At 34.6% G+C, this 25,967-nt stretch carries 20 protein-coding genes; 9 read left to right on the top strand and 11 right to left on the bottom strand.

What is annotated here, in order from left to right; translation table 11 throughout:
* Positions 1-7 precede the first annotated feature (7 nt).
* Positions 8-1,108, bottom strand: coding sequence for a fatty acid desaturase family protein (locus tag H5V42_RS10255; protein WP_185783079.1), 1,101 nt, complete (start codon positions 1,106-1,108; stop codon positions 8-10).
* 91 nt (positions 1,109-1,199) lie between these two features.
* On the opposite strand from H5V42_RS10255, the gene rsmG reads away from it, so the two are divergent.
* On the top strand, positions 1,200-1,835 hold the full coding sequence (rsmG, locus tag H5V42_RS10250) for a 16S rRNA (guanine(527)-N(7))-methyltransferase RsmG (protein WP_185783078.1): 636 nt from the start codon (positions 1,200-1,202) through the stop codon (positions 1,833-1,835).
* 33 nt (positions 1,836-1,868) lie between these two features.
* On the opposite strand, the gene H5V42_RS10245 is transcribed toward rsmG, so the two are convergent.
* The 5 genes from H5V42_RS10245 to H5V42_RS10225 all read right to left on the bottom strand — a co-directional run bounded on the left by H5V42_RS10245 (position 1,869) and on the right by H5V42_RS10225 (position 7,364).
* Complete coding sequence (locus tag H5V42_RS10245; protein WP_185783077.1) at positions 1,869-2,393, bottom strand: DinB family protein; 525 nt, start codon at positions 2,391-2,393, stop codon at positions 1,869-1,871.
* Positions 2,394-2,797: 404 nt separating this feature from the next.
* Positions 2,798-4,426, bottom strand: a complete 1,629-nt coding sequence (gene pruA / locus H5V42_RS10240; RefSeq protein WP_185783076.1) for an L-glutamate gamma-semialdehyde dehydrogenase — start codon at positions 4,424-4,426, stop codon at positions 2,798-2,800.
* A gap of 80 nt (positions 4,427-4,506) precedes the next feature.
* Complete coding sequence (gene apaG, locus H5V42_RS10235; protein WP_185783075.1) at positions 4,507-4,893, bottom strand: Co2+/Mg2+ efflux protein ApaG; 387 nt, start codon at positions 4,891-4,893, stop codon at positions 4,507-4,509.
* Between the two features lie 3 nt (positions 4,894-4,896).
* On the bottom strand, positions 4,897-6,090 hold the full coding sequence (locus H5V42_RS10230) for a DUF3667 domain-containing protein (RefSeq protein WP_185783074.1): 1,194 nt from the start codon (positions 6,088-6,090) through the stop codon (positions 4,897-4,899).
* Between the two features lie 32 nt (positions 6,091-6,122).
* Positions 6,123-7,364 (bottom strand): type IX secretion system plug protein, encoded by a 1,242-nt coding sequence (locus H5V42_RS10225; protein ID WP_185783073.1) that lies wholly within the window; start codon positions 7,362-7,364, stop codon positions 6,123-6,125.
* 160 nt (positions 7,365-7,524) lie between these two features.
* Here H5V42_RS10225 and H5V42_RS10220 point away from each other — a divergent pair, with 160 nt between their 5' ends.
* From H5V42_RS10220 to H5V42_RS10185, 8 genes are all read left to right on the top strand, one after another.
* On the top strand, positions 7,525-8,877 hold the full coding sequence (locus tag H5V42_RS10220) for a Na(+)-translocating NADH-quinone reductase subunit A (RefSeq protein ID WP_185783072.1): 1,353 nt from the start codon (positions 7,525-7,527) through the stop codon (positions 8,875-8,877).
* A gap of 3 nt (positions 8,878-8,880) precedes the next feature.
* Complete coding sequence (locus H5V42_RS10215) at positions 8,881-10,164, top strand: NADH:ubiquinone reductase (Na(+)-transporting) subunit B (RefSeq protein ID WP_185783071.1); 1,284 nt, start codon at positions 8,881-8,883, stop codon at positions 10,162-10,164.
* Positions 10,165-10,166: 2 nt separating this feature from the next.
* Positions 10,167-10,922, top strand: coding sequence for a Na(+)-translocating NADH-quinone reductase subunit C (locus H5V42_RS10210; protein ID WP_185783070.1), 756 nt, complete (start codon positions 10,167-10,169; stop codon positions 10,920-10,922).
* A 2-nt stretch (positions 10,923-10,924) separates the two neighbouring features.
* The gene (locus H5V42_RS10205; protein WP_185783069.1) at positions 10,925-11,572 is read left to right on the top strand and encodes an NADH:ubiquinone reductase (Na(+)-transporting) subunit D; all 648 of its coding nucleotides are present in this window, start codon (positions 10,925-10,927) and stop codon (positions 11,570-11,572) included.
* An 11-nt stretch (positions 11,573-11,583) separates the two neighbouring features.
* Positions 11,584-12,324 (top strand): NADH:ubiquinone reductase (Na(+)-transporting) subunit E, encoded by a 741-nt coding sequence (gene nqrE / locus H5V42_RS10200; RefSeq protein ID WP_185783068.1) that lies wholly within the window; start codon positions 11,584-11,586, stop codon positions 12,322-12,324.
* A gap of 2 nt (positions 12,325-12,326) precedes the next feature.
* Positions 12,327-13,634 (top strand): NADH:ubiquinone reductase (Na(+)-transporting) subunit F, encoded by a 1,308-nt coding sequence (gene nqrF, locus H5V42_RS10195; protein ID WP_185783067.1) that lies wholly within the window; start codon positions 12,327-12,329, stop codon positions 13,632-13,634.
* Positions 13,635-13,716: 82 nt separating this feature from the next.
* A complete protein-coding gene (locus H5V42_RS10190; protein WP_185783066.1) occupies positions 13,717-14,082 on the top strand; it encodes a Na(+)-translocating NADH-quinone reductase subunit F in 366 nt (121 codons plus the stop codon).
* Entirely contained in the window at positions 14,060-15,076 is a 1,017-nt protein-coding gene (locus H5V42_RS10185; protein WP_185783065.1) for an FAD:protein FMN transferase, read from the top strand. Before H5V42_RS10190 ends, H5V42_RS10185 begins: the two co-directional genes overlap by 23 nt.
* Here H5V42_RS10185 and H5V42_RS10180 read toward each other — a convergent pair whose 3' ends face one another.
* From H5V42_RS10180 to gpmI, 5 genes are all read right to left on the bottom strand, one after another.
* On the bottom strand, positions 15,077-18,031 hold the full coding sequence (locus H5V42_RS10180; protein ID WP_185783064.1) for a beta strand repeat-containing protein: 2,955 nt from the start codon (positions 18,029-18,031) through the stop codon (positions 15,077-15,079).
* A 140-nt stretch (positions 18,032-18,171) separates the two neighbouring features.
* Entirely contained in the window at positions 18,172-22,452 is a 4,281-nt protein-coding gene (locus H5V42_RS10175) for a T9SS type A sorting domain-containing protein (protein WP_185783063.1), read from the bottom strand.
* Positions 22,453-22,644: 192 nt separating this feature from the next.
* Positions 22,645-23,409, bottom strand: coding sequence for a class I SAM-dependent methyltransferase (locus H5V42_RS10170; protein WP_185783062.1), 765 nt, complete (start codon positions 23,407-23,409; stop codon positions 22,645-22,647).
* Between the two features lie 2 nt (positions 23,410-23,411).
* Positions 23,412-24,227 carry a type I methionyl aminopeptidase gene (gene map / locus H5V42_RS10165; RefSeq protein ID WP_185783061.1) on the bottom strand — a complete coding sequence of 272 codons (816 nt, stop codon included), beginning with the start codon at positions 24,225-24,227 and terminating at the stop codon, positions 23,412-23,414.
* A gap of 43 nt (positions 24,228-24,270) precedes the next feature.
* The gene (gpmI, locus tag H5V42_RS10160; RefSeq protein ID WP_185783060.1) at positions 24,271-25,773 is read right to left on the bottom strand and encodes a 2,3-bisphosphoglycerate-independent phosphoglycerate mutase; all 1,503 of its coding nucleotides are present in this window, start codon (positions 25,771-25,773) and stop codon (positions 24,271-24,273) included.
* Positions 25,774-25,967: the final 194 nt, after the last annotated feature.

The raw sequence follows: 25,967 nt of genomic DNA, 5'->3' as shown, positions 1-25,967 counted from the left end.
AATTTACCTAGTATTGTAAAGTAGGCTCTTTGCCCAATTCTTTAAGATGTTTAAAGTGTGAAATTATAGCTTTTCTGGTAGTTTGATATTCGTTGTAAGGCAAATTAAACTCCCTTGCTGTTTCTTTCACAATTTTGGCAATTTTTGTGTAGTGTATATGACTAATATGAGGAAAAATATGATGTTCAACTTGGTGATTTAGTCCACCCGTAAACCAGTTAACAATTCTGTTTCTAGTTCCAAAATTAATGGTAGTGAAAAGTTGATGAATTGCCCATGTGTTTTTCATATTTCCAGCTTCATCTGGTAATGGAGTTTCTGCATCTTCACCAATATGTGCCAATTGAAAAACTACGCTTAAAATTAAGCCTGCCACATAATGCATAATAAAGAAGCCAATTAAAATATGCCACCAAGGAATGTCTAAAATTACAATAGGTAATACTATCCAAACAGTAAAATATAAGGCTTTAGTAATTCCCAAAATAGTCCAATTTAATGCCGGTTTTGGTAGCTTTCCGTAAGATAACTTACGTTTAGTGTACCTGTACATTTGCTTAAAATCTGTAGTGATTGACCAATTGAAAGTAAGTAAACCATAAAGAAAGATGGAGTACCAATGCTGAAATTTATGATGTTTTTTCCACTCTGCATTTTTAGAAAATCGTAACACTCTACCAGCATCTAAATCTTCATCATGGTCTTGAATATTGGTATATGTATGGTGAAGTACATTGTGTTGAACTTGCCAATTGTATACGTTGCCCGCTAGCAAATACATACTGCTACCTAATAACTTATTTACCCATTTTTTATCAGAATAGGAACCGTGGTTTGCATCGTGCATAACATTCATACCAACTCCTGCCATTCCAATTCCCATGACAATGGTTAACAAGAATTGCGCCCAAGTAGGCAGGTTTAACGTTAAAACCAAAAAATAAGGCGCTAAAAACATGCTAAACATCACTATTGTTTTTAAGTGAAGTTTCCAGTTGCCTGTTTTCTTAATGTTTTGTTCTTTAAAGTAATTATTGACTCTTTTGTTAAGTGTTCTAAAGAATTGAGCTGAGTCTCTTCTCGAAAATTTTACTGTATCTATATTCATAATCTATATTATCCCAGTTAAATATCTGGATGGTAAAAATAAGGTAATGACCTGTGAAATGGCTTATTTTTGAACAAATTAACAAGAATCAATGAATGTTGAAACCATTTTAAAGTACTTTCCCTCATTATCAGAAGCGCAAATTTCAAAATTTACAGCACTTGAAATGCTGTACCAGGACTGGAATCAAAAAATTAATGTGGTTTCTCGTAAAGATATTGACGAGCTTTATCTTAGACATGTTTTACATTCTTTAGGTATTGCTAAGATTCAACAGTTTAATGAAAATGCTGATATTTTAGATGTGGGTACTGGTGGCGGTTTTCCTGGTATACCGTTAGCAATTTTGCATCCCAATACAAACTTTGTGTTAGTAGATGCAATTGGTAAAAAAATAAAGGTGGTGAATGAAGTAGTTGAAGGTTTGCAGTTGCAAAATGTAAAATCTTACCATTCTAGAGTTGAAGATTTACCTGGAACATTTGATTTTATTGTTAGCCGAGCAGTAGCTGCAATGCCAACTTTTGTGCATTGGGTGAAAGGCAAAATCAAGAAAGATTCAGTTCATGAAAGAAGAAACGGAATTTTGTATTTAAAAGGAGGAGACCTAACCGAAGAATTGTCTACTTATACAACAGCACAAATATTTGATTTAGAAGATTATTTTGAGGAACCATTTTTCGAAACAAAAAAGGTAGTTTACCTACCTATGAAGTATAAAGGATAAAAAAAGCCTCGACTAATCGAGGCTTTTTTTACTTTAATTTACTTGGCTCCATGGCGGCGTAACGTTGTTTGATCGCGCATAGGCAATTAATTGGCCTTTGTGTTCTGCGTTATGGTCCAAAACTACTAGTAAACCACTTAAGCGATTTAATTTCATAAAACCAAAGTCTACTTCTTTGTCAAATGTAGCGGCTTTCTCTTCAGTTATTTTCGCTAAAATAAATTCATTTGAAGCCTTTAAAGCTGCAATTACATTTTCTTTTCCTTTTATGCTAGATTCCATATTCATCCAGTCAACATCTTCAGGAGAAGCATATCCCATTTTCGTAGCTAAAAAATAATTGGCTGCTGCTGTATGTAAAATGGCCTCTCTTACAGAACGCACACCTTCTGATGGTCTCCAATCGTACTGTGACTCATCAAAAGCCTCTGCCAATTGTACTAATTGTGATTGTACTTGAGCTACCATGCCTTGTACAGATTTTTGAACTGTCATGTCTTCTTGTGCAAATCCTGCAAAAGACAATAGGCATAATGCCACTACAACTAATTTTTTCATTTTAAATGTTTTGTGTTTTTACTTATTGATTTTCAGTTACTTCTAAGGTAATCAATTTTATGACTCTAAGTGATGAATAGAATTTAAATTAATTATTAAAAATAAACGGTTAATAGGTCTATAGAAAAACCAAAACTTACAGAAATAACTTAAAATAACTTGGGATATGCTGTTATTTTAAAGAGTATGCATGTCTGCATAGAAATTACGACACTTAAGTGCATATAATTTCAGTTGCTCCCACAGGTGATTTTTATAGGTTACAAATTGAAGAATTTTTTTTAAAAAATAATTTTTCATACCACTAATGTAAAATTACAAACATTAAATATACAATAAATTAACGTTAAATTTACATTCAAAATATAATAAAGGGCGGATTTCCGCCCTTCAAAATTTTTATGCTACCCTAAAAAAGGATATCTATAATTTTCTGGGGTTACAAAAGTTTCTTTGATAAGCCTTGGAGAAACCCAGCGTAAAAGATTTTGTGCTGATCCAGCTTTATCGTTAGTACCCGAAGCTCTTGCACCTCCAAATGGTTGCTGACCTACAACCGCTCCTGTTGGTTTGTCATTAATGTAAAAATTACCAGCACAATTTTCTAAAGCTTTTGTAGCTTCATCAATGGCGTAACGGTCGCTTGCTAAAACAGCTCCAGTTAAGGCATAAATGCTAGTATTGTCAACAAGTTGAAGTGTTTCTGACCAATCAGCATCTTCATATATATATACCGTAACAACCGGTCCGAATAATTCAGTCTCCATGGTTACATATTTTGGATTGGTAGTTAAAATAACAGTTGGCTCAATAAAATAACCAACAGATTTATCATACCCTCCGCCAACTACTATTTCCGCATCAGCATCTGTTTTAGCTTGGTCTATATAACCAGCTAATTTATCAAACGCACCTTCGTGAATAACCGCGGTAATAAAGTTGCTAAAATCTTCTGGTGAACCTGGTTTGTTGAAGCTTTCAACGTCTTTTTTAACCAATTTTAAAATTTCGGTGGCTGTAGATTTTGGTAGGTACACCCTAGATGCAGCACTACATTTTTGACCTTGAAATTCGAACGCTCCTCTAGTAATGGCTGTGGCTACTTGTTCAACCTTTGCTGATGGGTGAGCAATAATAAAATCTTTACCACCAGTTTCACCAACAATTCTAGGATAGGTTTTGTATTTTTCAATATTAGTGCCAATCTGTTTCCAAAGGTTTTTAAAGACGGTTGTTGACCCAGTAAAGTGTATACCTGAAAAATCTGCGTTATCTAGAATGGTATTGGTAATCATAACTGGGTCACCAGTTACCATATTAATAACACCATCTGGTAAGCCAGCTTCTTTAAAAACATCCATGATTACTTTCGCAGAAAACACTTGACTATCACTTGGTTTCCAAACTACAACATTACCCATCATTGCTGCACTTGCAGGTAAGTTGCCAGCAATTGCCGTAAAATTAAAAGGAGTAATAGCGTAGATAAAACCTTCTAATGGCCTATACTCAACTCGGTTCCAAATACCTTCTGCAGAATCTGGCTGCTCCATATAGATTTGACTCATGTATTCAACATTGAACCTTAAGAAATCAATAATTTCGCATGCTGCATCAATTTCTGCTTGAAACACATTTTTAGATTGTACCATCATTGTAGCGGCATTCATTTTTTGTCTGTAAGGGCCTGCGATTAATTCTGCGGCCTTTAAGAATATAGCGGCACGTTGCTCCCATGTAAGGGCTGCCCATTTCTTACGAGACTCTAAGCAGTTTTGAATTGCCTGTTCTACGTGTTTCTTTTCTGCCGTGTGGTACTGACCAACAACATGTTTGTGGTCATGAGGAGGAGTAATTTTTTTGGTGTTACCCGTTCTGATTTCTTCAGCACCTATATATAAAGGTACATCGACAGAACCATTGTAATATGCTTTGTATTGTTTTAAGACTTCTTCACGCTCAGGAGTGCCTGGAGCGTAACTTTTTACAGGTTCGTTAATTGCTGTAGGAACTTGAAAAAAACCTTTTGCCATTGTGAGACTTATTTAAATTTAGACTTCTCACAAAGGTACGGAACGTATTTCCGATAATTAAATCGATAAAAATTTAAACCTTAATTAAGTACAAAAGGTGCAGCCAACTTAAATGTTGGTACTTCTACTTCAAAGTTTTCTGTAGATGAAAGATTAACCATATTGTAAAAACCACGCATTGCGCCAATTGGTGATGCTAACAAACAACCTGAACTATAGGTGTGTGATTTTCCTGGCTGAATTACTGGTTTCTTGCCAATTACACCTTCACCATCTATAGTTTCTGTATCTTTTAGTGAATCAAAAATATCCCAATGGCGAGCGGTAAGTTGAACAGCTTCATTAGTCTGATTCTCTATTGAAATAGTATAACCAAATGCATAATGCATTTTATAGTTTTTAAAGAAGGTGCCTTCAAAAGAAGTTTCAACGGTAATTTTAATTCCTTTGGTAACTTGGGTAAACATAGCTTAATAGGTAAAAACACTTCCTATAGACAGCATTACAACGGTAATTAGGGCTAAAATTGTAAATACTGAATTTAAGAACAAATATTTAATAATTGTTTTAAACACGCCTTGGCCGTAAAATTTTCGCATGGCTTGAAACAGGTAAATTGAAAACAATGTTAAAAATAAACCTGCTGAAACGGTGCCAAAAATGGTATCAACTACCCAGCTAAGGATGAGCAAGATAAATAATAATGATTGGTTGTGAAAACTGAAGATTAAATGATCGGTATAGGTGTAATTATTTCGGATGTACGCCAAAAAAATGAAAATTGTAAACACAGGCAAAAACAAAAATATTACAAAAGGCAATCGAGAAATGGTATCGTTTAGCCAATCTCCTGGTCGGGCTAAAGCTCGTAATAAACTCTTAGAGGCATTAAAGCTATATTCATTTTTCCAAGTGTTTTTAACTCCGAATTTTTCTTGGGCATTGGCGAATGAAGAAATGGAATCTCTTCTTAGCATTTTGGTGAAAAAATCCATTTTACTGGTAAACCCCTTTTTATCATCTTCTAATTGTTCAAAATACAGTTTAGGGTTTGCGTCTAAAAGTGAATCTTGTAAGCGTTGATTTTCTATTCCTTTTTGAATAAACGAATCAAGGGTGTCTAAGGCTTGTAGGTTTTTCTTTAGTTGAGCTTCCTCTTTAGCAACAGAATCTATTTGACTAAAATCAATTATTTTCTTTTCACCTGTACCTGTGCTATCACCTAGAACTAAGCCTTCATCATTAAACCTAAAATTCATAGCATCTGAATCCTCTATTTTTTCGGTAAGTTTTAGATCATTAAAACTTTTGAAATTGTTGGTTAAGGTGAACATTAAAAAGTATAAAAAAGCAAGGCTAAACAAGAATCTAAAAGGGTTTGTATAACGTATTCTTTTTCCGTTGATATAATCCTTGGTAATTGTACCAGGTTTTAATATCATGGTATATAGGGTGCGGATTAACTTAGAATCGTAATTAATTAATCCTGAAAGAAATTCATTAATAAAATCTTTTAAAACTACCTTTTTAGTACTATTAAGCTGAGAGCAATTAGGACAATATTTATCTGTAATATCTAGAGGTTGGCCGCAATTGAGACAGGCGGTACCTCTATATTTTAATTCAAACCTTCCTTTGGTTATTAACTCCTTATTTTTACCCACTTGTAGTTTGATTGATTGGTGGGTAAATTTAATTAATTAGTTATAGTTCTTGAATTTATACTACCAATTCCAATTATACTATCATATAAATCACCAAAATCTCTGTAGTATACCAAAATTGTGTAGTTGTTTTCAGTAAAATGAAAATCACCACTTACTAAATTAAAATCTAAAGTGCCGTCTTCGTTTTCTACTACATATTTGTAGTTATAGAAACCTTGCTTAAATGGGTAGGTTAGTTCAAAATTTCCAGATGCCTCATTATATTGCATTTTATTTTCTTCAGCTATGGCATAATTATTAAACTTACCTAAAACATAAACGTTATTTAATCCTATTTGTGGAGAATAGGGTAAGCTAAAATGAACGATAGTATATTCTGCTTCACGGTCAACATCATCTCCTTGCATAGTTCTAACTTCAAAGTCGCCATTAATATCTGGGAAATACGTGTAAGGTCTATCATTTCTAAAATCGTTGGTAAAAAGTATATGATGATAGAGGTCTAGTAATTCTACTTTTGAAATGGCAAAGGTGGCCACACGCAAATCTTTAGTGTCAAAATTTAGAAATTCATTGCCACCAAAAAAGCTAGTTTCTTTATCGTACTTGTACACCAATTCTTGACCAAGGGTAAACTGTGGTTTTATATTATAAATGGCACTAGGCCAATAGTAGTTTTGGAGTAAGGCAATTTTTATTTCAGATTTTGGATTTACTACTCTAAATCCTGCTGTATTAATGGTGAATTGAACACTTTGTTTTTCATTTAAAAAGTCAAAGTCACGTGCTCTTTTTGCCGTGCCTCCTACAGAAACCGCGTCTTTATAGACTACAAATCGTCTAGAAAATTGTAAGTCCCCGTAACTATTGTAAATTTCTAATACATAATTGCCAGTAACTTTAAGTCTTACTTCATTATTAGGTATTGTTAATCTATAATTAGAATAGGGCTGAAGGGTAGTGTAGCTATTCTCGTAATCAATTATTCGTTGATTGTCAATGCCGTCTAAAAATTGTGATTTCAAAAGTTGACTTGGTGTCCAATCATAATCGCAATGTACAATCTTATAGTAGTAATCTTGCTCACTTGCAGATAAATCATCAAAAGTTAAGTTTATGGCTTCTCCTAGCCGAACTATGGGAAACTGGTCTTGAGTTTCACCTTTAAAGATTATTGTTTTTATATTTTCTGGAGGTTCAATTTCTATCATTACCTGTGAAAACAATAATGGAGAAAAGAAAAGTAATAAAATTGATTGTTTAATCTTCATGCGAGTTTAATGCAAAAAATAAGTTCAAAGGTAAACAAAAAGCATGCCTAGAAAATTTAGTTCGTTGAAACCCTATTTTTTCTTGTCCATATCTTGTATTATTTGTATTCTATGTGGTAAATTTGCACTCGATTTTTATTAATCTAAGGTCTACACAAATATGTCAAAAGACATCCGAATTAAGAAGGGTTTAAATTTAAACCTTGTCGGGGCTGCAGAACAGACTACCACCAAATCAGTTTCTAGCAATGTTTATGCATTGTACCTTGATGATTTTCATGGTATAACGCCAAAGATGCTAGTTAGAGAGGGCGGTGAGGTAAAAGCTGGTGAGCCTCTTTTTTATAACAAAGGCAATGAAGAAATGCTTTTTGTTTCTCCAGTTAGTGGAGAGTTGGTTGAGATAGTACGTGGCGCTAGAAGAAGAATTTTAACTATTAAAATTCTTGCAGATAAAGAGCAACAATACCTAGAGCATAAAACTTTTGATTTGAGTAGCGCAGAGGCTGCTGATATTAAAAAGTTATTATTAGTTTCTGGCTGTTGGCCTTTTATTAAGCAACGTCCTTACGACGTAATCGCCAATCCTGATGCTACTCCCAAAGCCATTTTTATTTCTGGCTTCTCAACTTCACCACTGGCTGCTGACGTTGATTATCAATTAAAAGGAAAAGAGAAAGAATTGCAAGCGGCAATCAATGCTCTAGCTAAGTTTACCCCTGGTAAAATACATGTTGGAGTGTCTAATGCTCAAAGTTCTGTTTTTTCTGGAATTGAAGGTGTGGAAAAGAACATGGTTTCAGGGCCGCATCCTGCCGGATTAGTTGGAACTCAGATTAATAAAATAAACCCAATTAATAAAGGTGAAACTGTTTGGACAATTAGTCCGCAAGACCTTGTTATAATTGGAGAGTTATTATTAACAGGTAAATTTAATGCAGAACGAACGGTTGCTTTAGCAGGCTCTTGTGTTAAAAAGCCAAAATACTACACCACTAAAATTGGTGCTGAAATTTCTACTTTTTTATACGCAAGTGGCGTAAACGATGATAATTTCAGACTAATTAACGGTGACGTACTTACGGGCTCAACCGTTAAACCAGATGGTTATCTAGGTTTTTATAATACTACGGTTTGTGCTATTCCAGAAGGTGATGATTATGAGTTATTTGGATGGAATAAACCTGTTTTTAATAAGGTTTCTTCAACCAGAGCATTAACATTTTCATGGTTGAACAAAAACAAAAAGTACAATTTAGATACCAATACTAACGGTGAACACAGAGCTTTTGTGGTTACTGGTAGGTATGAAGAAGTTTTTCCATTAGATATTTATCCATTACAGTTACTTAAAGCTTGTATGGTTAAAGATTTAGATGAAATGGAACAACTTGGGTTATATGAGGTTGCTCCTGAAGATTTTTCGTTAACAGAATTTATCTGTATTTCGAAGCAACCACACCAAAAAATTATTAGAGAAGGACTCGATTTATTGTATCAAGAAATTGGATAAGCTATGGGATTGAAACAAAAAATGCATGAGTTGAAACTGAAGTATCAGGGCAAAAAAATGGCGCCAGCCTTTAACGCTTTCCATACTTTCTTATTCACTCCAGATGAAACAACACATGGTGGTACGCACGTTAAAGCAGTTGATGATTTAAAGCGTACCATGAATACAGTTATCATGGCACTAGTGCCATGTTTAATTTTTGGAATATTCAACGCAGGTTATCAACATTATTCTGCCTTAAATGGTTTTCCAGAAAATTTCTCTCTTTTTGAACACTTTATAAACTGGGATAATTTTATTCTTGGTGCAACTACGGTATTACCACTAGTTATAGTTTCTTACGGGATAGGGCTTATTGTAGAATTTATTTTTGCCGTAATTAAAGGCCATGAGGTTGAAGAAGGTTACTTAGTAACTGGTATGCTTGTTCCACTTATTGTTCCAGTAGATACACCACTATGGATGCTTGCTATTGCTGTAGTTTTTGGAGTAGTTATTGGTAAAGAAGTTTTTGGAGGTACTGGTATGAATATTTTGAACCCAGCGCTTACCATCAGAGCTTTTTTATTCTTTGCTTACCCAACTTGGATGAGTGGAGACAAAGTTTGGGTTCATGGAGCAGTTGAGCGTTCCAACGAAATTGCTGCGGGTGCAAACCTCGATGCAATTTCTGGTGAAACCGTGTTAGGATTTTTAGCTCAAGGTAATACCCAAGAAATGTATGCAAAATTTGATTTGGCTGAAATGTTCTATGGGTTTATACCAGGTTCTGTAGGTGAAACTTCAACGCTTTTAATATTGTTAGGTGGATTATTTTTAATCTTCACTAAAATTGCAAGTTGGAGAATAATGTTAAGTGCTGTAGTAGGTGCACTTGCTATGGGATTGATTTTTAATGGCGTAGTTGAAGCAGGTTGGATTCAAGACTACAGTAAGTTCTACGAATTAATGCGATTTGATTTCTGGAAACACCTAATTGTTGGTGGCTTGGCATTTGGTATTGTATTTATGGCTACAGACCCTGTTACGGGATCTCAAACAAACAAAGGCAAATGGATTTATGGTTTTTTAATCGGTTTTATTTCAGTTATGATCCGTGTATTTAACCCAGGATATCCAGAAGGCGTATTCTTAGCAATTTTATTAATGAATGTTTTTGCACCTACAATTGACCATTATGTGGTTCAAGGCAACGTTAAAAAGAGAATGAAGCGTTTAAAAAACGCAACAATTTATCCTAAGACAACAGAAGGTAGTGCAGAAGAACTTAAAGCAGAAACCGTTTAGTCATGGCAGTTAAAACAGATAAAAATTCATATACGGTTGTTTTCGCAATAGTAATGGTAGTTATTGTTGGTGCAATTCTAGCATCTATGGCAACAGGTCTTAAGCCAAAGATTGATGAAAATGAGCGCTTTGAAAAACAACAAAACATCCTGTACGCAATGGGTGTTAATAATAATGAAGGTGAAGGAGATGTAGCTTTCATTCCTACTACTGAAGTAGAAGAAGACTTTTCAAAATACATTACCAAGCAATTTATGGTAAATACCAATACTGGTGAAACCATGGAAAGCGGTGAAGCTTATTTAACAGATATGAAAAAGCAGTTAGCTGCGATTAAATCTGGTAACGATGAAAGTCTTCCATTATTTGTTGGAGAAAAAGACGGTGAAACATTTTACATTTTACCTATGTATGGTAAAGGTCTTTGGGATGCTATTTGGGGATTTGTTTCTTTAAGTAGCGATATGGAAGTACAAGGTGTATATTTTGACCATAAGGGCGAAACACCTGGTTTAGGTGCCAACATTAAAATGCGCTTCTTTATGGATGATTTTGAAGGAGAACGCGTAATGGACGGTAATAACTATACCGGTATTGCCGTTGCAAAAGGTAATAACGACCCATTAAATAACGATAAAGATGACCATCAGGTTGATGCCCTTGCTGGGGCAACAATTACTGGAAACGGTATTACAGCTATGATCAAAGAGAGTCTTAATCTGTATAAACCTTATTTAGATAAAATTAGAACCAATTAGATATGGCGTTACTTTCAAAAAAAGATGCAAATCTTATACTAGACCCATTAGCAGATAACAATCCTATTACCATTCAAGTATTGGGTATTTGTTCTGCATTGGCAATTACCGCAGAATTAAAAGCTTCTGTTGTAATGTCTATTGCGGTAATATTCGTTTTAGGAGTAGGTAACGTTGTTATTTCTTTAATGCGAAATATAATTCCATCAAAAATTAGAATTATAGTACAATTAATAGTAGTTGCCACTTTGGTAATTATAGTTGACCAAGTACTAAAAGCTTTTGCTTATGAGTTAAGTAAAACGCTGTCCGTTTTTGTCGGATTAATTATTACTAACTGTATTATAATGGGGCGTTTTGAAGCTTTTGCTTTAGGTAACGGTCCTTGGAAATCTTTCTTAGACGGTATTGGTAACGCTTTAGGTTATGGTGTTATCCTAATCATTGTCGGATTTTTTAGAGAGTTATTAGGTTCTGGAACGTTATTTGGTTTCCCAGTTCTTGGTGACCCTATAGAGAAAACCGGGTTATATGCCACAGGATATGAGAATAACGGTTTTATGATTATTCCACCTGCAGCTCTTATTGTAGTTGGTATTATTATTTGGGTGCAACGCTCTAGAAATAAAGCATTAATAGAAGAAGCTTAAGAAAAAGAATTATGTTAGAACATTTAGAATTATTTTTTAAGTCCATTTTTATAGATAACATGGTTTTTGCCGTGTTCTTAGGAATGTGTTCTTACTTAGCAGTATCTAAAAAAGTTAGTACTGCTGTTGGTTTAGGAGCGGCTGTAATATTTGTACTGGGCGTAACAGTACCTTTAAACTGGTTGTTAGACCAATACTTATTAAAAGATGGAGCGTTAGCTTGGTTAGGCCCAGAATATGCAGACTATAATTTAGGATTCTTATCCTTCATTCTATTTATTGCGACTATTGCAACCATGGTACAGTTGGTAGAAATTGTAGTTGAAAAATTTTCACCTTCGCTGTACAATTCATTAGGAATCTTTTTACCATTAATTGCGGTTAACTGTGCAATTTTAGGGGGTTCCTTATTTATGCAGGCACGTGAAATCGAAACTTTAGGCCTTGCGTTTAACTATGGTATAAGTTCTGGTATAGGTTGGTTTTTAGCTATTCTAGCTATTGCCGCAATACGCGAAAAAATTAGATATTCTAATGTACCTGCTCCTTTAAGAGGTTTGGGTATAACGTTTATTATTACAGGTCTTATGGGAATTGGTTTCCAAAGCTTTGGAGGTATGTTAACTGGTGATAATGATCCACCGGCAGAAGAAACTACCACAACGGCAGAAAACCAAGAACAATCTGTGATTGAGGAAGAAATTGAAGAAGATGGTGATGCCATTTCGTTTAACGATGCTTTAAATAGATAAATATGATTTTAGCAACAACAGGCGGTACAATAGCTATTACAGTAATTTCATTTTTAATATTATTACTGTTATTAGTTTCATTATTATTATTTACTAAAGAAAAATTATCTCCTTCGGGTCCGGTTACCATTAAAATTAATGGCGAAAAGGAAATTGAAGTTGATTCAGGTAGCTCATTACTTACCACTTTAGGTAACCAAAAAATCTTTTTACCCTCTGCTTGTGGTGGAGGTGGTACATGTATTCAATGTGAATGCCACGTATTAGAAGGTGGAGGTGAAGCATTACCTACTGAAACTCCTCACTTTTCTAAGAAAGAATTAAACCATGGAGCCCGTTTAGCTTGCCAAGTTAAGGTAAAGCAAGACATGGAAATTACTATTCCAGAAGAGGTTTTTGGTATTAAAAAGTGGGATGCAAAAGTGGTTCGTAACTACAACGTTGCTTCTTTTATTAAAGAGTTCGTTGTTGAGATTCCGGAAGACATGAATTACAAAGCTGGTGGATACATTCAAATTGAAGTACCACCATGTGAAGTAAAATATGCTGATATTGACATTACTGCACATCCAGAGGAACACGAAACTCCTGATAAATTTCAAGCTGAGTGGGATAAGTTTAACCTATGGCCGTTAACAATGAAAAACCCAGAGTTGGTAGAACGTGCGTATTCTATGGCTTCTTACCCTGCTGAAGGGCGTGAAATTATGTTAAATGTTCGTATTGCTACTCCACCATGGGATCGTTCCAAAAACGGTTGGATGGATGTAAACCCAGGTGTGGCTTCATCTTATATCTTTGGCCTAAAACCAGGAGACCCAGTAACGATCTCTGGACCGTTTGGTGAATTCTTTATAAACGAATCAGAAGCAGAGATGCTTTACGTTGGTGGTGGTGCTGGTATGGCGCCAATGCGTTCACATTTATATCACTTATTCAAAACCTTAAAAACAAATCGTAAGGTTACCTATTGGTATGGTGGTAGATCTAAGCGAGAGCTTTTTTATCTAGAACACTTTAGAGCTTTAGAAAAGGAGTTTCCAAACTTCAAGTTTTACTTGGCCCTATCTGAGCCTTTAGAAGAGGACAATTGGAAGGTTAAAAAAGATATTAATGATGAGGATGGTGACGGATTCGTAGGATTTATTCATAATTGTGTTATAGACAATTATTTAAATCATCATGATTCACCTGAAGATATAGAATTGTATTTCTGTGGCCCACCTTTAATGAACCAAGCCGTTCAAAAGATGGGAGAAGATTTTGGTATCCCAGATGAGAATATACGTTTTGATGATTTTGGAGGATAAGTATAGTTTATCTTAAAATTTCACCTCAATAGTAGTAGAGGTATAACTAACAAACCGATGCCTTGCATCGGTTTTTTTAATTATGGAAGAAAGAAGACCACTTACAGCACAAGAGCTACATAATTTAGCCATGAACATAGTTGGTAGACAACTAGAACAAGATGGCTATGAATTCATGGCTGTAAATAGTAAACCTAAAAAGCATCCCCAATTTGTTTGTCTAAAAGATAAAATCTTACATTTTATTATAGTACAGCATGTTCCTTTTCCAGAAAACCCAAAACAATTTGACGAAGAACTACTTACTAAAATGAGTAATCATGCCGTAAAATTTGAAGCTAAAACCTATTATGCTGGCGTTGGTTTATATAACGCTGCCAATCAAGAAGAACCTGTTTATTTAAACGAAGAATATATTGCAGCATATGAAGGTCTTATTCAAGTTTAATATTTTATTATCTATTGGTGTTATTTTTTGGTCTTGTACCAAGACTTCAAACTACGGTAAAAATGTGGTGTACGGTGAAGCCTTAGGAACCACTTATGCTATTACTTATATTTCTAAAGAACAGGTAGATTTACAACCATCTATAGATTCATTGTTTAATGTAGTTAACAAATCAATGTCTACTTATATACCTGATTCTGATATCTCAAAAATCAATAATGGAGATACTACTATCATAGTAGACAAAATGTTTGAAGAGGTATTTGCTACATCTAAAAAAGTATTTGAAGCTACAAATGGCTATTTTGACCCAACAATTGGAATTCTGGTTGATGCTTGGGGATTTGGTCCTGGTGATCAGGTACCATTAGACAGTGTAAAAGTAGACAGTTTATTACGTTATGTAGGTTTTAATAAAGTAAACTTAACTTCAGAAAATCGTATAAAAAAACAAAATTCTTCTATACGATTTGATTTTAACGCTGTGGCAAAAGGCTACGCAATTGATAGACTTGGAGTATTATTATCGAATAGGGGTTATCAAAATTATTTGGTTGAGGTAGGTGGTGAGATTCTAGCAAAAGGTAAGAATAGCCTAACTGATAAACCCTGGACTGTTGGTGTTGATGACCCTTTAAATATAGAAGATCGAGGAAGAGCAGCAATTGTACAATTACAAGATAAAGCATTAGCATCTTCTGGTAATTACCGAAAGTATAGAGTAGATTCCATTACCGGAGAAAAATATGTGCATACCATAAATCCTAAAACTGGGTTTACTAAAAATTCATCTTTATTAGCTGCTACGGTTGTAGCTGATAATTGCGCTATAGCAGATGCTTTTGCAACAGCATTTATGGCTATGGGTATTGAAAAAGCGATAGAATATCTTAATACGCAATCAGACCTGGATGCTTTTCTAATTTATGTAGCTAAAGATGGTACTATTCAAAATTTTAAAACAAAAGGTTTTAAATCCATTGAAATTAATTAGTTATTCCGTTACCCAATTGAACAGAGAGGGGTCAATCGATGAGGGTAATTCATAATTATTATTAGGGTCACTAATTGCACCGTTTAGTATTACGTTAGACAATGGTGCATTATCTACCATAATCAAACTATTTTCAAAACCGTTTAAGGAAATGCCGTCAATAGTTGCCCCAGATTGTCTTCTGAACACTAAAGCACTTCCACCATCAGAGGATACCGCGGTTAGGTTAGTAATTGTAGGAGAAGTTGCATCTCCTTCCGCTTCTATAACACTAGAAAATCTATTATTAATTTCTACATACGCATTTGTAATACTACCTTCCCATTCTTCAATCCAATCTATAGCATCATCTGCATTGTTTTTTAAATATAAGTTTTGAATTGTAGCTGCTCCCCCAAAAATTTCTACGCCATCATCATTTCCATTAAGTATTGCAATATTTTCAAGTGTAGTATTAGCGCCTACCGCATATAAACTTAAGCCGTTATATTGCGATTCTGCTGTAATTTGGGCACCTGTATTTTCAAGTTTCAAGTAAGTTATGCTTCCAGATGAGTCTAAATTATTAGTACCGCCATAACTGATATTGCCAATTTCGGCCAAACTATTTTCTCCCAAAGCAGTTACTCCATTTCCAGCTAAAATTAAACCTCCCCAATCACCTGGAGTATTATTTGCTGAGGTCATTACAACCGGATTTTGCGCCGTACCTTCTATATGAATGGTAGCATTTTGTTGTACCACAATATAGGTGTTAGTCTCATCACCTTCTTCTACATCTGCAATAATTGTGGTGCCTGCAGGGATGGTTAAATCTGCATTTGCCTCAACACTCAGTGGACCATCTAAATAATAGGTGATATCAGCATCTAACATAAAATTTGAATTTATGCTTCCATGGATAACCACTGAATTAATCAATTGCTTGTTTTCGACCCAATCAAAGTCCGATGAATCCACAGTTGAACTTGCTATGTAAGGAATAGCACTGTTGGCTATTTCACTATCAACCATAAAATTAGTGTTGTTACCACTTTCTGTAAAATCAAATGAAGCATCAAAACCTAATAATGCCAATTTATTAAATGAAGCTCCAGAATTATTTTTACCAATTATTGCAGTACCACCTGTTTCAGAAATACAATGAATATTTTCAAATTCTGGAAACCCGTTATCACCATCGGCTTCTATAGCAGAAGAAAAATTATCAATTGTGTTCACTATTAACGCATTGGTAATTTTACCATTCCAACCTTCAGTATAGTCAATAGCGTCATCTAGATTGTTTTCTAAGTAAATGTTTGAAACATCAACAGTACCACCAAAAAATTCAATTCCGTCATCTAAGCCATCTATAATAGCTATGTTATTTATAACTGTTCCAGAACCAACTCCGTAAAGGCTTAGACCGTTATATTCAGAATCTGTATCTATTTTAGCACCAGCATTTTTAATAATGAGATGGTTAATGTTACCCGAAGAATCGGTGTCTTCTGACCCACCATAAGTGATGTCGCCAATTTCGGCTATTGCAACTGTTCCCGCAGTGGTTGTAGCTTTTCCTGCTATAACTAAACCGCCCCAATCACCAGAATTACCTAAAGAAGATTCCATCACAACTGGCATTGCAGCCGTTCCATTGATATTTATATCTCCACCTTGACGAACTACGATATACGTTGAGGTGGAATTACCACTTTCTACATCAGCAATAATTTTGGTGCCCGGATTTATGGTTAAGGTTGCGCCGTTTTTTATACTTAATGTTCCAGAAAGAAAGTAAGTTACTTCAGTTTCGAAAGTAATATCTGTAGTTATTTCTCCTGAAACAGATAAGAAGTTGATTGCTGACAAATCACCTGCCCAAGAAAATGCAGATTGTTCAATATTGGAATTTCCGATATAGGGTAGGGTAGGTTCCACTGTATTGCCATCGATTTTAATGTTGTCTGTAGTAACAGAATTTGCTAATAAAAAGGAATTTTTAAAACCCATTAAAGCTAAACCAGATATGTTTGCTCCAGTGTCATCATTAAAATTAAAGGCTGTATTTTTTTCTTCAGAAATAGCTGTGAAGTTAGATAGATTGGGATAACCATTAGTTCCCTTTGCTGATACAATTTGGTTAAAGTCCTCATTATTTACCACTAATGTATTGGTTAATGTACCCGCCCAACCTTCTGTCCAATTAATAGAAGTATTTGAAGCGTTTTCTACATATAAATTTTCTAAAGTAAAGATACCTCCGTGGATAGCTAAAGCATCTTGGTCTGAATTAAAAATAGCCACATGGTCTATAGTGGTAGCAGTGCCAACCCCTAGTAAAGAAAGAGCAGCATTACCAAATTGGTTAGTAGCTGAGGCTACACCAGCATTTTTAATAACTAAATAAGAAATACTGCCAGAATTGTCAGCAGGTTCACTGCCAGCATAAGTAACACTTGAATCACCTATTGTACTATTTTGTCCAGCGGTTGAAGGGGCATTTCCTGCAATTACAATGCCACCCCAGTTTTCAATTTCACCTGATTTCAATTCCATGATTACAGGATTGTTTTCTGTACCATTAATAACAATGTCAGCTCCTTGCTCAATTATTATTTGACTAGATATTCCAGCGGAAGCCTCTATTTTTGTACCAGAGGGAATGATTAAAACACCACCAGATTGCACGTTTAAAGTGCCATTAAGTTGGTAGGTTATTGAAGCATCTAGAATTTTTTCTTCGCTTATAGTGCCATTTAGTATTCGACTGTCTTCATTGTTTGTAATACAACTGTTAGTACATGAACCACCACAATCTACACCGGTTTCATCTCCATTTTGAATACCGTCATTACAACTTATGGCTATGGTATCATCTGGATTTAAAGGGGCTTCACTACCATCTTTAGAACAAGAGCCAATAATTAATAAAACACTGAGGAAAACGAAAATTCTATTATTAGAAAACATAAGTATATTCTTACTATATATGTAGTAAAAATATTTTATTAAAAAATAATTTTGAAAAGTATGTTGTGAATGGGTTGTAAGTTGTTGGAAACCATAAAAAAAGCCAGCATTTGCTGGCTTTAAAATTCAAATTAAACAGTCTATTCAAACAATACTTTTCCAGATAGGTTGTCTTCATTATTTAATATAAGCTGATAAGAATAGTTACCAGAAGGCTGATTACCTCTCATAATTTCAACTCTATTGACACCTGAACTTACCTCACCTTGTTTTGCGTATACAATAGCTCCTGCTAAGTTGTATATGTACAATTCGTAATGGTCAGATTTTTGACTTTCGAATGCTAATGTAGATACTGAAGAAATTGGGTTAGGGTATACACGATTTAAAACTTCTTTACCGCTGTTTTTTCCTGATTTATCCGCGTTGCCTTCTTGCGTAAGTCGTAATCTAGAAAGTTCTAAAGCAAAATGAGTAGGTTCATAAGTCCAGTTTAATGCTTCAAAAATCACCATTGATATGTTATCTAGATGTTCTGGGTTACCAGTAAAACTTTCAAAATCGATGAAGTAATCTTCGCGCTCTGTATTTAATACTATTTTAGCTTTTAATTGCTCCTCGTAGGACAAGTCTGGATTTATAAGTATAATATCCATCTCTCTAACTTTATTAGCCTCAGCTTCAAAAGCGATTCCTTTAAATTCTGAAATGTCTTTTACCCCAAATTTAGCTTCAATTGATCTATAAAGAACAAATTTTTCGTTGATGGTTCCTCTAATTTTTGCACCTCTTTCTACATAAAGGTCATCATCATTTTCATTTTGAAAATCTTGAAATGTAGCAAATGTTGAAATGTCTTCTTTGTTCTCATCAACATCATAACCCCACACACCATCTGCAAAGAAAATATTATCAGCCACGGCATTTTCATCATCATTTATTGTAAAACCAATGGTATACACACCGTCTGTGTCAAATACAATTTGGTCTTCAATTTCACCGGATAACGTAAAAAAGTCATAAAATGGGCGGTCACTATCTGATTCTGTTTCTGCTAATATACCCTTGACTGATATTGCTGGTATTCCTTTAGGATTTACCACATTGATGAAAAGTTTATTGTTTCTATAATCAAAATTTCTAACAAATACTTCGGGTATATTTCCTAATCTATAGTTTACCTGAGAAGCGTTTAAATTTTGAATTTGTCCTAATACACCGTTAACTAATAATTTTAAGTTATGCATGTTATCTGCCCAAACCTGTAAATTATAATACCTGTCATTAAAAGTATATTCTGAAATATTCCAATGATTTTCAATATTGATTACACTGTTGTCACTAATATAGAATGAAAAGGTTGCGCTATATTCAATTAGACCTTCTGCATTTTCTAGTTTGGTCACTATAAATGAGATTTCATTTAACATTTTAACTTTCCAGATGTTAATTACTGAAGTTCCAGTAACACGGTCACAAACTGCTTTGGTATGCTCGTAAACTCCATTTTCTGAAACGGTACCAAGAATAGCCCCTTTTCTAAGTTCACCATCAAAATAATCTACAGATAGTGTTTCAATAGCATTGGTAATTCCAATTAAATCTGTTGGCGTACTATTATAGACTGAAGTGTTGGGAATACCACTTGTAGGAATTAGGTCTATTAAACCAAACGAATTGATATTACCTTGAGATTTTGAAAAGTTTTTAACCTTTTTGAAAGTCTCAAATGAACGTTCTTGGGTGTTTACTTTAATGTTTTGTTTGTTGTTTTTGTAACGTTCATAGTTTCTTTTGGCAATTTTTTCAGAAAGTCTGTTATTACTTTCTAAACCTCCATTATTACCACCACTAGTTGGGGTTGTGGTACAGTTACCAAAATTTGCACAATCGTCATCATCACAATCAAATAAACCATCTAGGTCATCATCTATTCCATTATCACAAATTTCTTTAATGGCTATTGCTTTTCTGTAATCTTCTACTTCACCAAGTTTATCAAGAGTTCCAGCTAATTCTGAAATTTGTAACGGTGATTCTGAAACCATAAACCTAAAATTTACCTCTCTTGTGGAGTAATTGGTTGGTACATCAACAAATTCGGTTACAGACTGAGCACCATTTAACTGTACATTACTTGCGATTTCAGTGTCGAAATTTCCATCATCATCCCAATCAACACCAATTAAATAATAAGTAGTTGTTTCAAAATTAGAGTTCAGATTTAGTGTTAATTTTAAACGATTACTAGCCACTTGGTCAGCTATGTAAATACCATCATCTAAGTCTCCGTCTGCAGCGCTGTTAGAGAGGTTTGACTCATCAACTGAGATAGTGCTACCCAACCAGGTTAACGGATAATCTGGTAAGTTATCTTGGTCTACATCGTTGGCATAGGTCCACATAGATACTTCTGGTAAATAAACATTATCTCCATAATCTAACGCATATACTGCGGGTATCGATATTGGGCATGAGAAACCATCATTCTTAGATAAGCCATCAATTGAAAATGAAACTACTCTAGCTTCTCTGGTGGTAATATTTACTCTGATTATTTTACCTGTTGTGTTATTAGAAATATATAAGTTACCATCAGAACCTGTCCATTGTGCACCATAACCAGTATTAGGTAAACCGTTACCAATTAATGTACCAAGGGTAGACTTGGTGTTGGTGTTAGTATCAAACTTGTATAAAATATTATTATGAACTGAATAAAAATGGCCATCTTGATTGTAGGCAATATCCCAACCGTTTAACCCTTCATTTACATAACGGGCTGTTATAGTTGGCTCTCCGCTGACATCTACAACTACCATGTCATTACCATCTACCCCATACCATTCGCTATTATTATTGATGTCTCCCCGGTATATTTTTTTGTTAAATGTAATGCCTTTGTAAATTACGGTTCCTTCTGCGTCTAGTTGAATAAATTTCTTGCCCGAAGCACCAAAAACTAATCCAGTATTGTTGTCAAATCCCAGGCCGTTTGCGTAATCTGAAGCTATAGCAATTGGGTCATAATCACCTGTTAAGGGGTTTAATCTACCGTACATGTTTGGTTGTTTTTTACCCGGTTTTTTGTATACCTGATAAAACGCTGGCTCGCAGCTATACACCTCTTCAACATAATTGTCTATTATTTCCACAGCGGCACTTAAGGTTCCTTCTTTAAGTGTTTCATTAGATAAGGAAAACGCATTGGAATAGTTGTCTGGCTGAATTCCTGTAGGAACTAAACAATCATATGCAAGGCGTAAAGTTTCACCTGCTTCTAGCGTTATTTCTCCCCAGCTAATTGTATTTCTATCATTTTCTACTGGATTTATGGTAAAGTCTGAGAAACCGTTTTGGTCAAAGGCTAACGTATCTTGAACAAATGCAAAACCGCTTGGTAGTGTATCATATGCAGTAAAAGTTTTATTAGTGTTGGTGTTATTGTTTAAAAATACTTGATAGGTTACAAAACCGTTCTCTGTAGATGTGGTTGTTGCTAATATGCTACCTTCTATTTTACAGGCTTCACTGGCTGTACAGTCATCATCTTCACAATCTATAAGGCCATCTCCATCATCATCAATACCGTTATCACAAATTTCTGGGAATACCGGTGGAGCTGCGTTAGCACAGGCCATACCATCATTACTTCCGTTTGGTTCACTAGTTGCTGCAAAAGAAAAATCGGCTATACTACCATTTGCATTAAAACTTGCCTTATAAATATTACCTGTTTGATTATTAAAAAAATAAACGTTTCCTTCGTTATCTGTCCAAACAGCTCCAAATGCGCTTCCACCATCTATTGACCCTGAATAATCTGCAACAGGTGTAACTGTCTGGTTAATATGGTCGTACTCGTGAATTACACCAGCTCGCATACCATAAAACTTATTAGTTAAGGTGTTATAAGCAACATCTGCACAACTTCCTAATTTGCCTTCACCTGGTAATTCTAGTATTATTTTCTCTTCAGCAATTAATGTTGTAGACTCGCTCACATCTATAACATTCATCATAAATGAACCACCTATATCTTTAAAAGAGTACCAATTACCCTCTGAATCAAAATCACCAGAATAACTGAGCGCACTAAATCCAACTACAGGTCCTACCAAAGTGGCCTCTCCTAGATTATTAACTCGGATTAAATTAGTACCGCTCATACCATATATATAGCCGTCTTCTACGTTAAAACCAGCACCGTTATAAGAAATGGATGACGTTCCAATATGTTCATAATTACCAGTGGCAGGGTTTAATTTTTTTAAATCTCTACCATTAACAACTTGGTAAAGGTCACTATCACAAGAAAAGGTATCTTGTGCTTTCAATTTATTTGTAAATAATCCAATAGCACCTAAAAGAAAACTTGATAAGAAGTAATGCTTTAATTGATGGAAAGTAATTTTTCGCATGGCTTAATTTTATAAGATTGGGTACCTAGTAAACTAAATTGTAAGAAAAATAGTATTAATTATTAATAAAAATCTTATCAATTGTAGTATAAGTCTACAAATAGCGACATAAAATCTTAAAAAGCTGATGCGTAATAGTTTAGATATAAACTACTGTATATGAATGGTAAAAAAGTGTAGATAATTAAAAGTTTATTTTTTTACTAAAGGAATGATTTCTCCTTTTGCAAGTCGGTATTTTTCTTGTTCTTCCGGTGTAAATTCTTTGGTGTAATCCTCCGCAAATACTTGAAAACCAACATTCTCTAGTCTTTTAAAATAGTCTCTACCGTATACTCTAACATGGTCATATTGGCCAAATATTCTTGCCCGTTCTTTTTTGTCTGTAATAGAATTGTCTTCAAATGTCGAAGCTCTAGATATATCTTGTGGAATTTGAAATATACCCCAACCTCCTAATTTTAAAACCCGATAGAGCTCTTGCATTGCTTTTTTGTCGTCTGGTATATGTTCCAATACATGATTACATAGAATTACATCAAAAGAATTATCTGTAAAAGGTAGGTTACAAATATCTGCTTTTACATCTGCAAGCGGCGAATTTAAATCGGTTGTAACATAGTCTAAATTCTTCATTTTTTTGAAGCGATTATAAAAGGCTTGTTCAGGCGCAAAATGAAGCACTTTTAATTCTTGCGTAAAAAAGTTGGTTTTGTTTTTTAAAAAAAGCCAAAGTAACCTATGGCGTTCTAACGATAGGGTAGAAGGGGATAGCACATTTTCTCTTGAGTTTTCGTATCCATACGGTAAAAAAGACCTAAAGCTTTTGCCGTCTATAGGATCAACATATGTTTTTCCGGAATACCATAATGCCAAAATTGGTCGAATACCATAACTTAATTTAATAAGTAAAGGTCGTGGTAACAAATTCAGGAAAAATTTGAAAATACTTGACACGGTTATGCGGTCTTCTTGCTTCTAAATTCTTCTTCCTCAGTTGAGGAAATACCTAAAGCATCATAAATGTATTGGAAAGTTGATAATAACTCTGGTTTACCATCGATTAAGGCTACATTATGCTCAAAATGTGCACTTGGTTGACCATCTGCGGTCAAAATTGTCCAACCATCTTTTAGTTGCTTAATTCTTTTGGTACCCATATTAATCATGGGCTCAATGGCTACAACCATGCCATTAGCAAATTTTTTACCTCTACCTCTTTTACCGTAGTTTGGCATTTGAGGGTCTTCATGCAAATCTTTACCTAAACCGTGCCCAACAAGCTCTCGTACTACGCCGTACCCTTGGGCTTCGCAGTATTTCTGAATTGCATAACCAACATCGCCTACGCGATTTCCTTCTTTAAATTCTCTGATACCTATGTAAAGAGATTCTTTTGTAATTTGGAGTAAAGTCTTAGTTTTTTCTTCAACCTCCCCAACCTGAAAAGTGTAGGCGTGGTCACCGTAATACCCATTTTTTAAAGCACCACAATCTACCGAAATAATATCACCTTCTTTTAATTCTTCATTTGTTGGAATGCCATGAACAACTTGAGAATTTGGACTCCAATTAAGCGTGTTAGGAAAATCGTACATACCTAAAAACCCAGGTTCAGCACCTTGTTCACGTATAAATTCTTCAGCCATTTTGTCTAGCTTAAGCGGATTAGCCCCAGGCTTAATCTCTGATGCTAACATTCCTAAAGTACGTGAAACTACTAATGCGCTCTCGCGCATTATTTCTATCTCTTCTAGCGATTTTAGTTTAACCATGGGTGCAAATATAGTTTGATTTGTAAATATGCACCCAATGGTTTTACAGTAATGACTTTTGAGTCATTGCTTTTGGTTGTTCAACACCAATCATTTCTAATATGGTCGGAGCTATGTCACCTAACACACCATCATTAATTTTGTTGATGTCTTTATCCACTAGAATTAGCGGTACCGGATTTGTAGTGTGGGCAGTATTTGGACTCCCGTCTGGATTTATCATAGTATCACAATTGCCATGGTCTGCAATCACAATAGTGGAATACCCGTTTTCATTTGCTGCAGTTATTACATCTTTAGCACATTCGTCAACGGTTTCGCACGCTTTTATCGCTGCTTGCATATCACCAGTATGACCAACCATATCTGGATTGGCAAAATTTAAGCACACAAAATCAACATCGCCTTTTTGAAGCTCTGGTATAATAGCATCTCTAATTTCATAAGCACTCATTTCTGGCTTTAGGTCGTACGTAGCTACTTTTGGAGACGGGCACAAGATTCGCTCTTCACCATCAAAAGGTTCTTCTCTACCACCGTTAAAGAAAAAGGTAACATGTGGGTATTTTTCTGTTTCTGCAATTCGAATTTGCTTTTTACCTGCTTTGGCCAATACTTCTCCTAAAGTATCTTTAATATTTTCTTTATCGTATACAACCTTAACTCCTTTAAAAGAATCATCATAATTGGTCATAGTTACGTAATAAAGGTCTAATTTTTTCATTCCATATTCAGGAAAATCTTTTTGACTTAAAACTTCTGTAAGTTCTCTACCTCTGTCTGTTCTAAAATTAAAAAAGATAATTACGTCACCTGTTGTAATTACACCATTAGGATTTAAAGCAATAGGTTCAATAAACTCATCTGTAACACCGTTATCATAACTTGTTTGAATGGTTTCTGCTAAATTAGTAGCTGAAGTTCCGATACCATTTACTAATAAGTCATATGCTTTTTGTACCCGTTCCCAACGTTTATCACGGTCCATAGCAAAATAACGTCCAATTACAGAAGTTAAACTACAGTTCTTATCTTCACAATAGTCTTCTATACTAGTTAAAAATCCTTTACCACTTTTAGGGTCAACATCTCTACCGTCTGTAAAAGCATGCACATAGCTATTAATTACTCCAGAATCATCAGCGGCTTTAATTAAAGCTTTTAAGTGATTGATATGACTATGTACACCACCATTACTAACTAACCCTAAAAAATGTACTTTTTTGTGATTTTCTTTAGCATAGGAAAACGCTTCTTGTAAAACTTTTTCATCCTTCAACTTATCTTCTGCAACTGCAATATTGATTTTAGCAAGGTCTTGATAAACAATTCTTCCAGCCCCCAAATTCATATGGCCCACCTCACTATTACCCATTTGCCCCTCTGGTAGACCTACATTCATACCATCTGTTAATAAATCAGCATTTGGATAATTATTGTAAAGTGAATCTACAAATGGGGTGTTTGCATTTTCTATAGCTGAAACTTTAGGGTCAGGAGATTTTCCCCAACCATCTAAAATCATCAAGATTACTTTTTTGTTCATAACTGTAGTTTGCATCAAAAATAGAATGATTGTCTGGGCATACCCAATTAAAGGTTAAAAGATTTTGTTAATGCTATAACAATAGGGGTTTCTTAATTATGATGTTAAAGTTTGGTTATATGTCTGTTAATCATGTAACAACCAACTATAAATTCAGTCTATATTTATATCAATCAATTCTATTAATCAAAAAC

It is taken from the genome of Croceivirga lutea, from assembly GCF_014235875.1.
GTDB lineage: Bacteria > Bacteroidota > Bacteroidia > Flavobacteriales > Flavobacteriaceae > Croceivirga > Croceivirga lutea.
The sequence above is the reverse complement of the archived record's forward strand: the minus strand, read 5'-3'. Positions and strand labels throughout refer to the sequence as shown.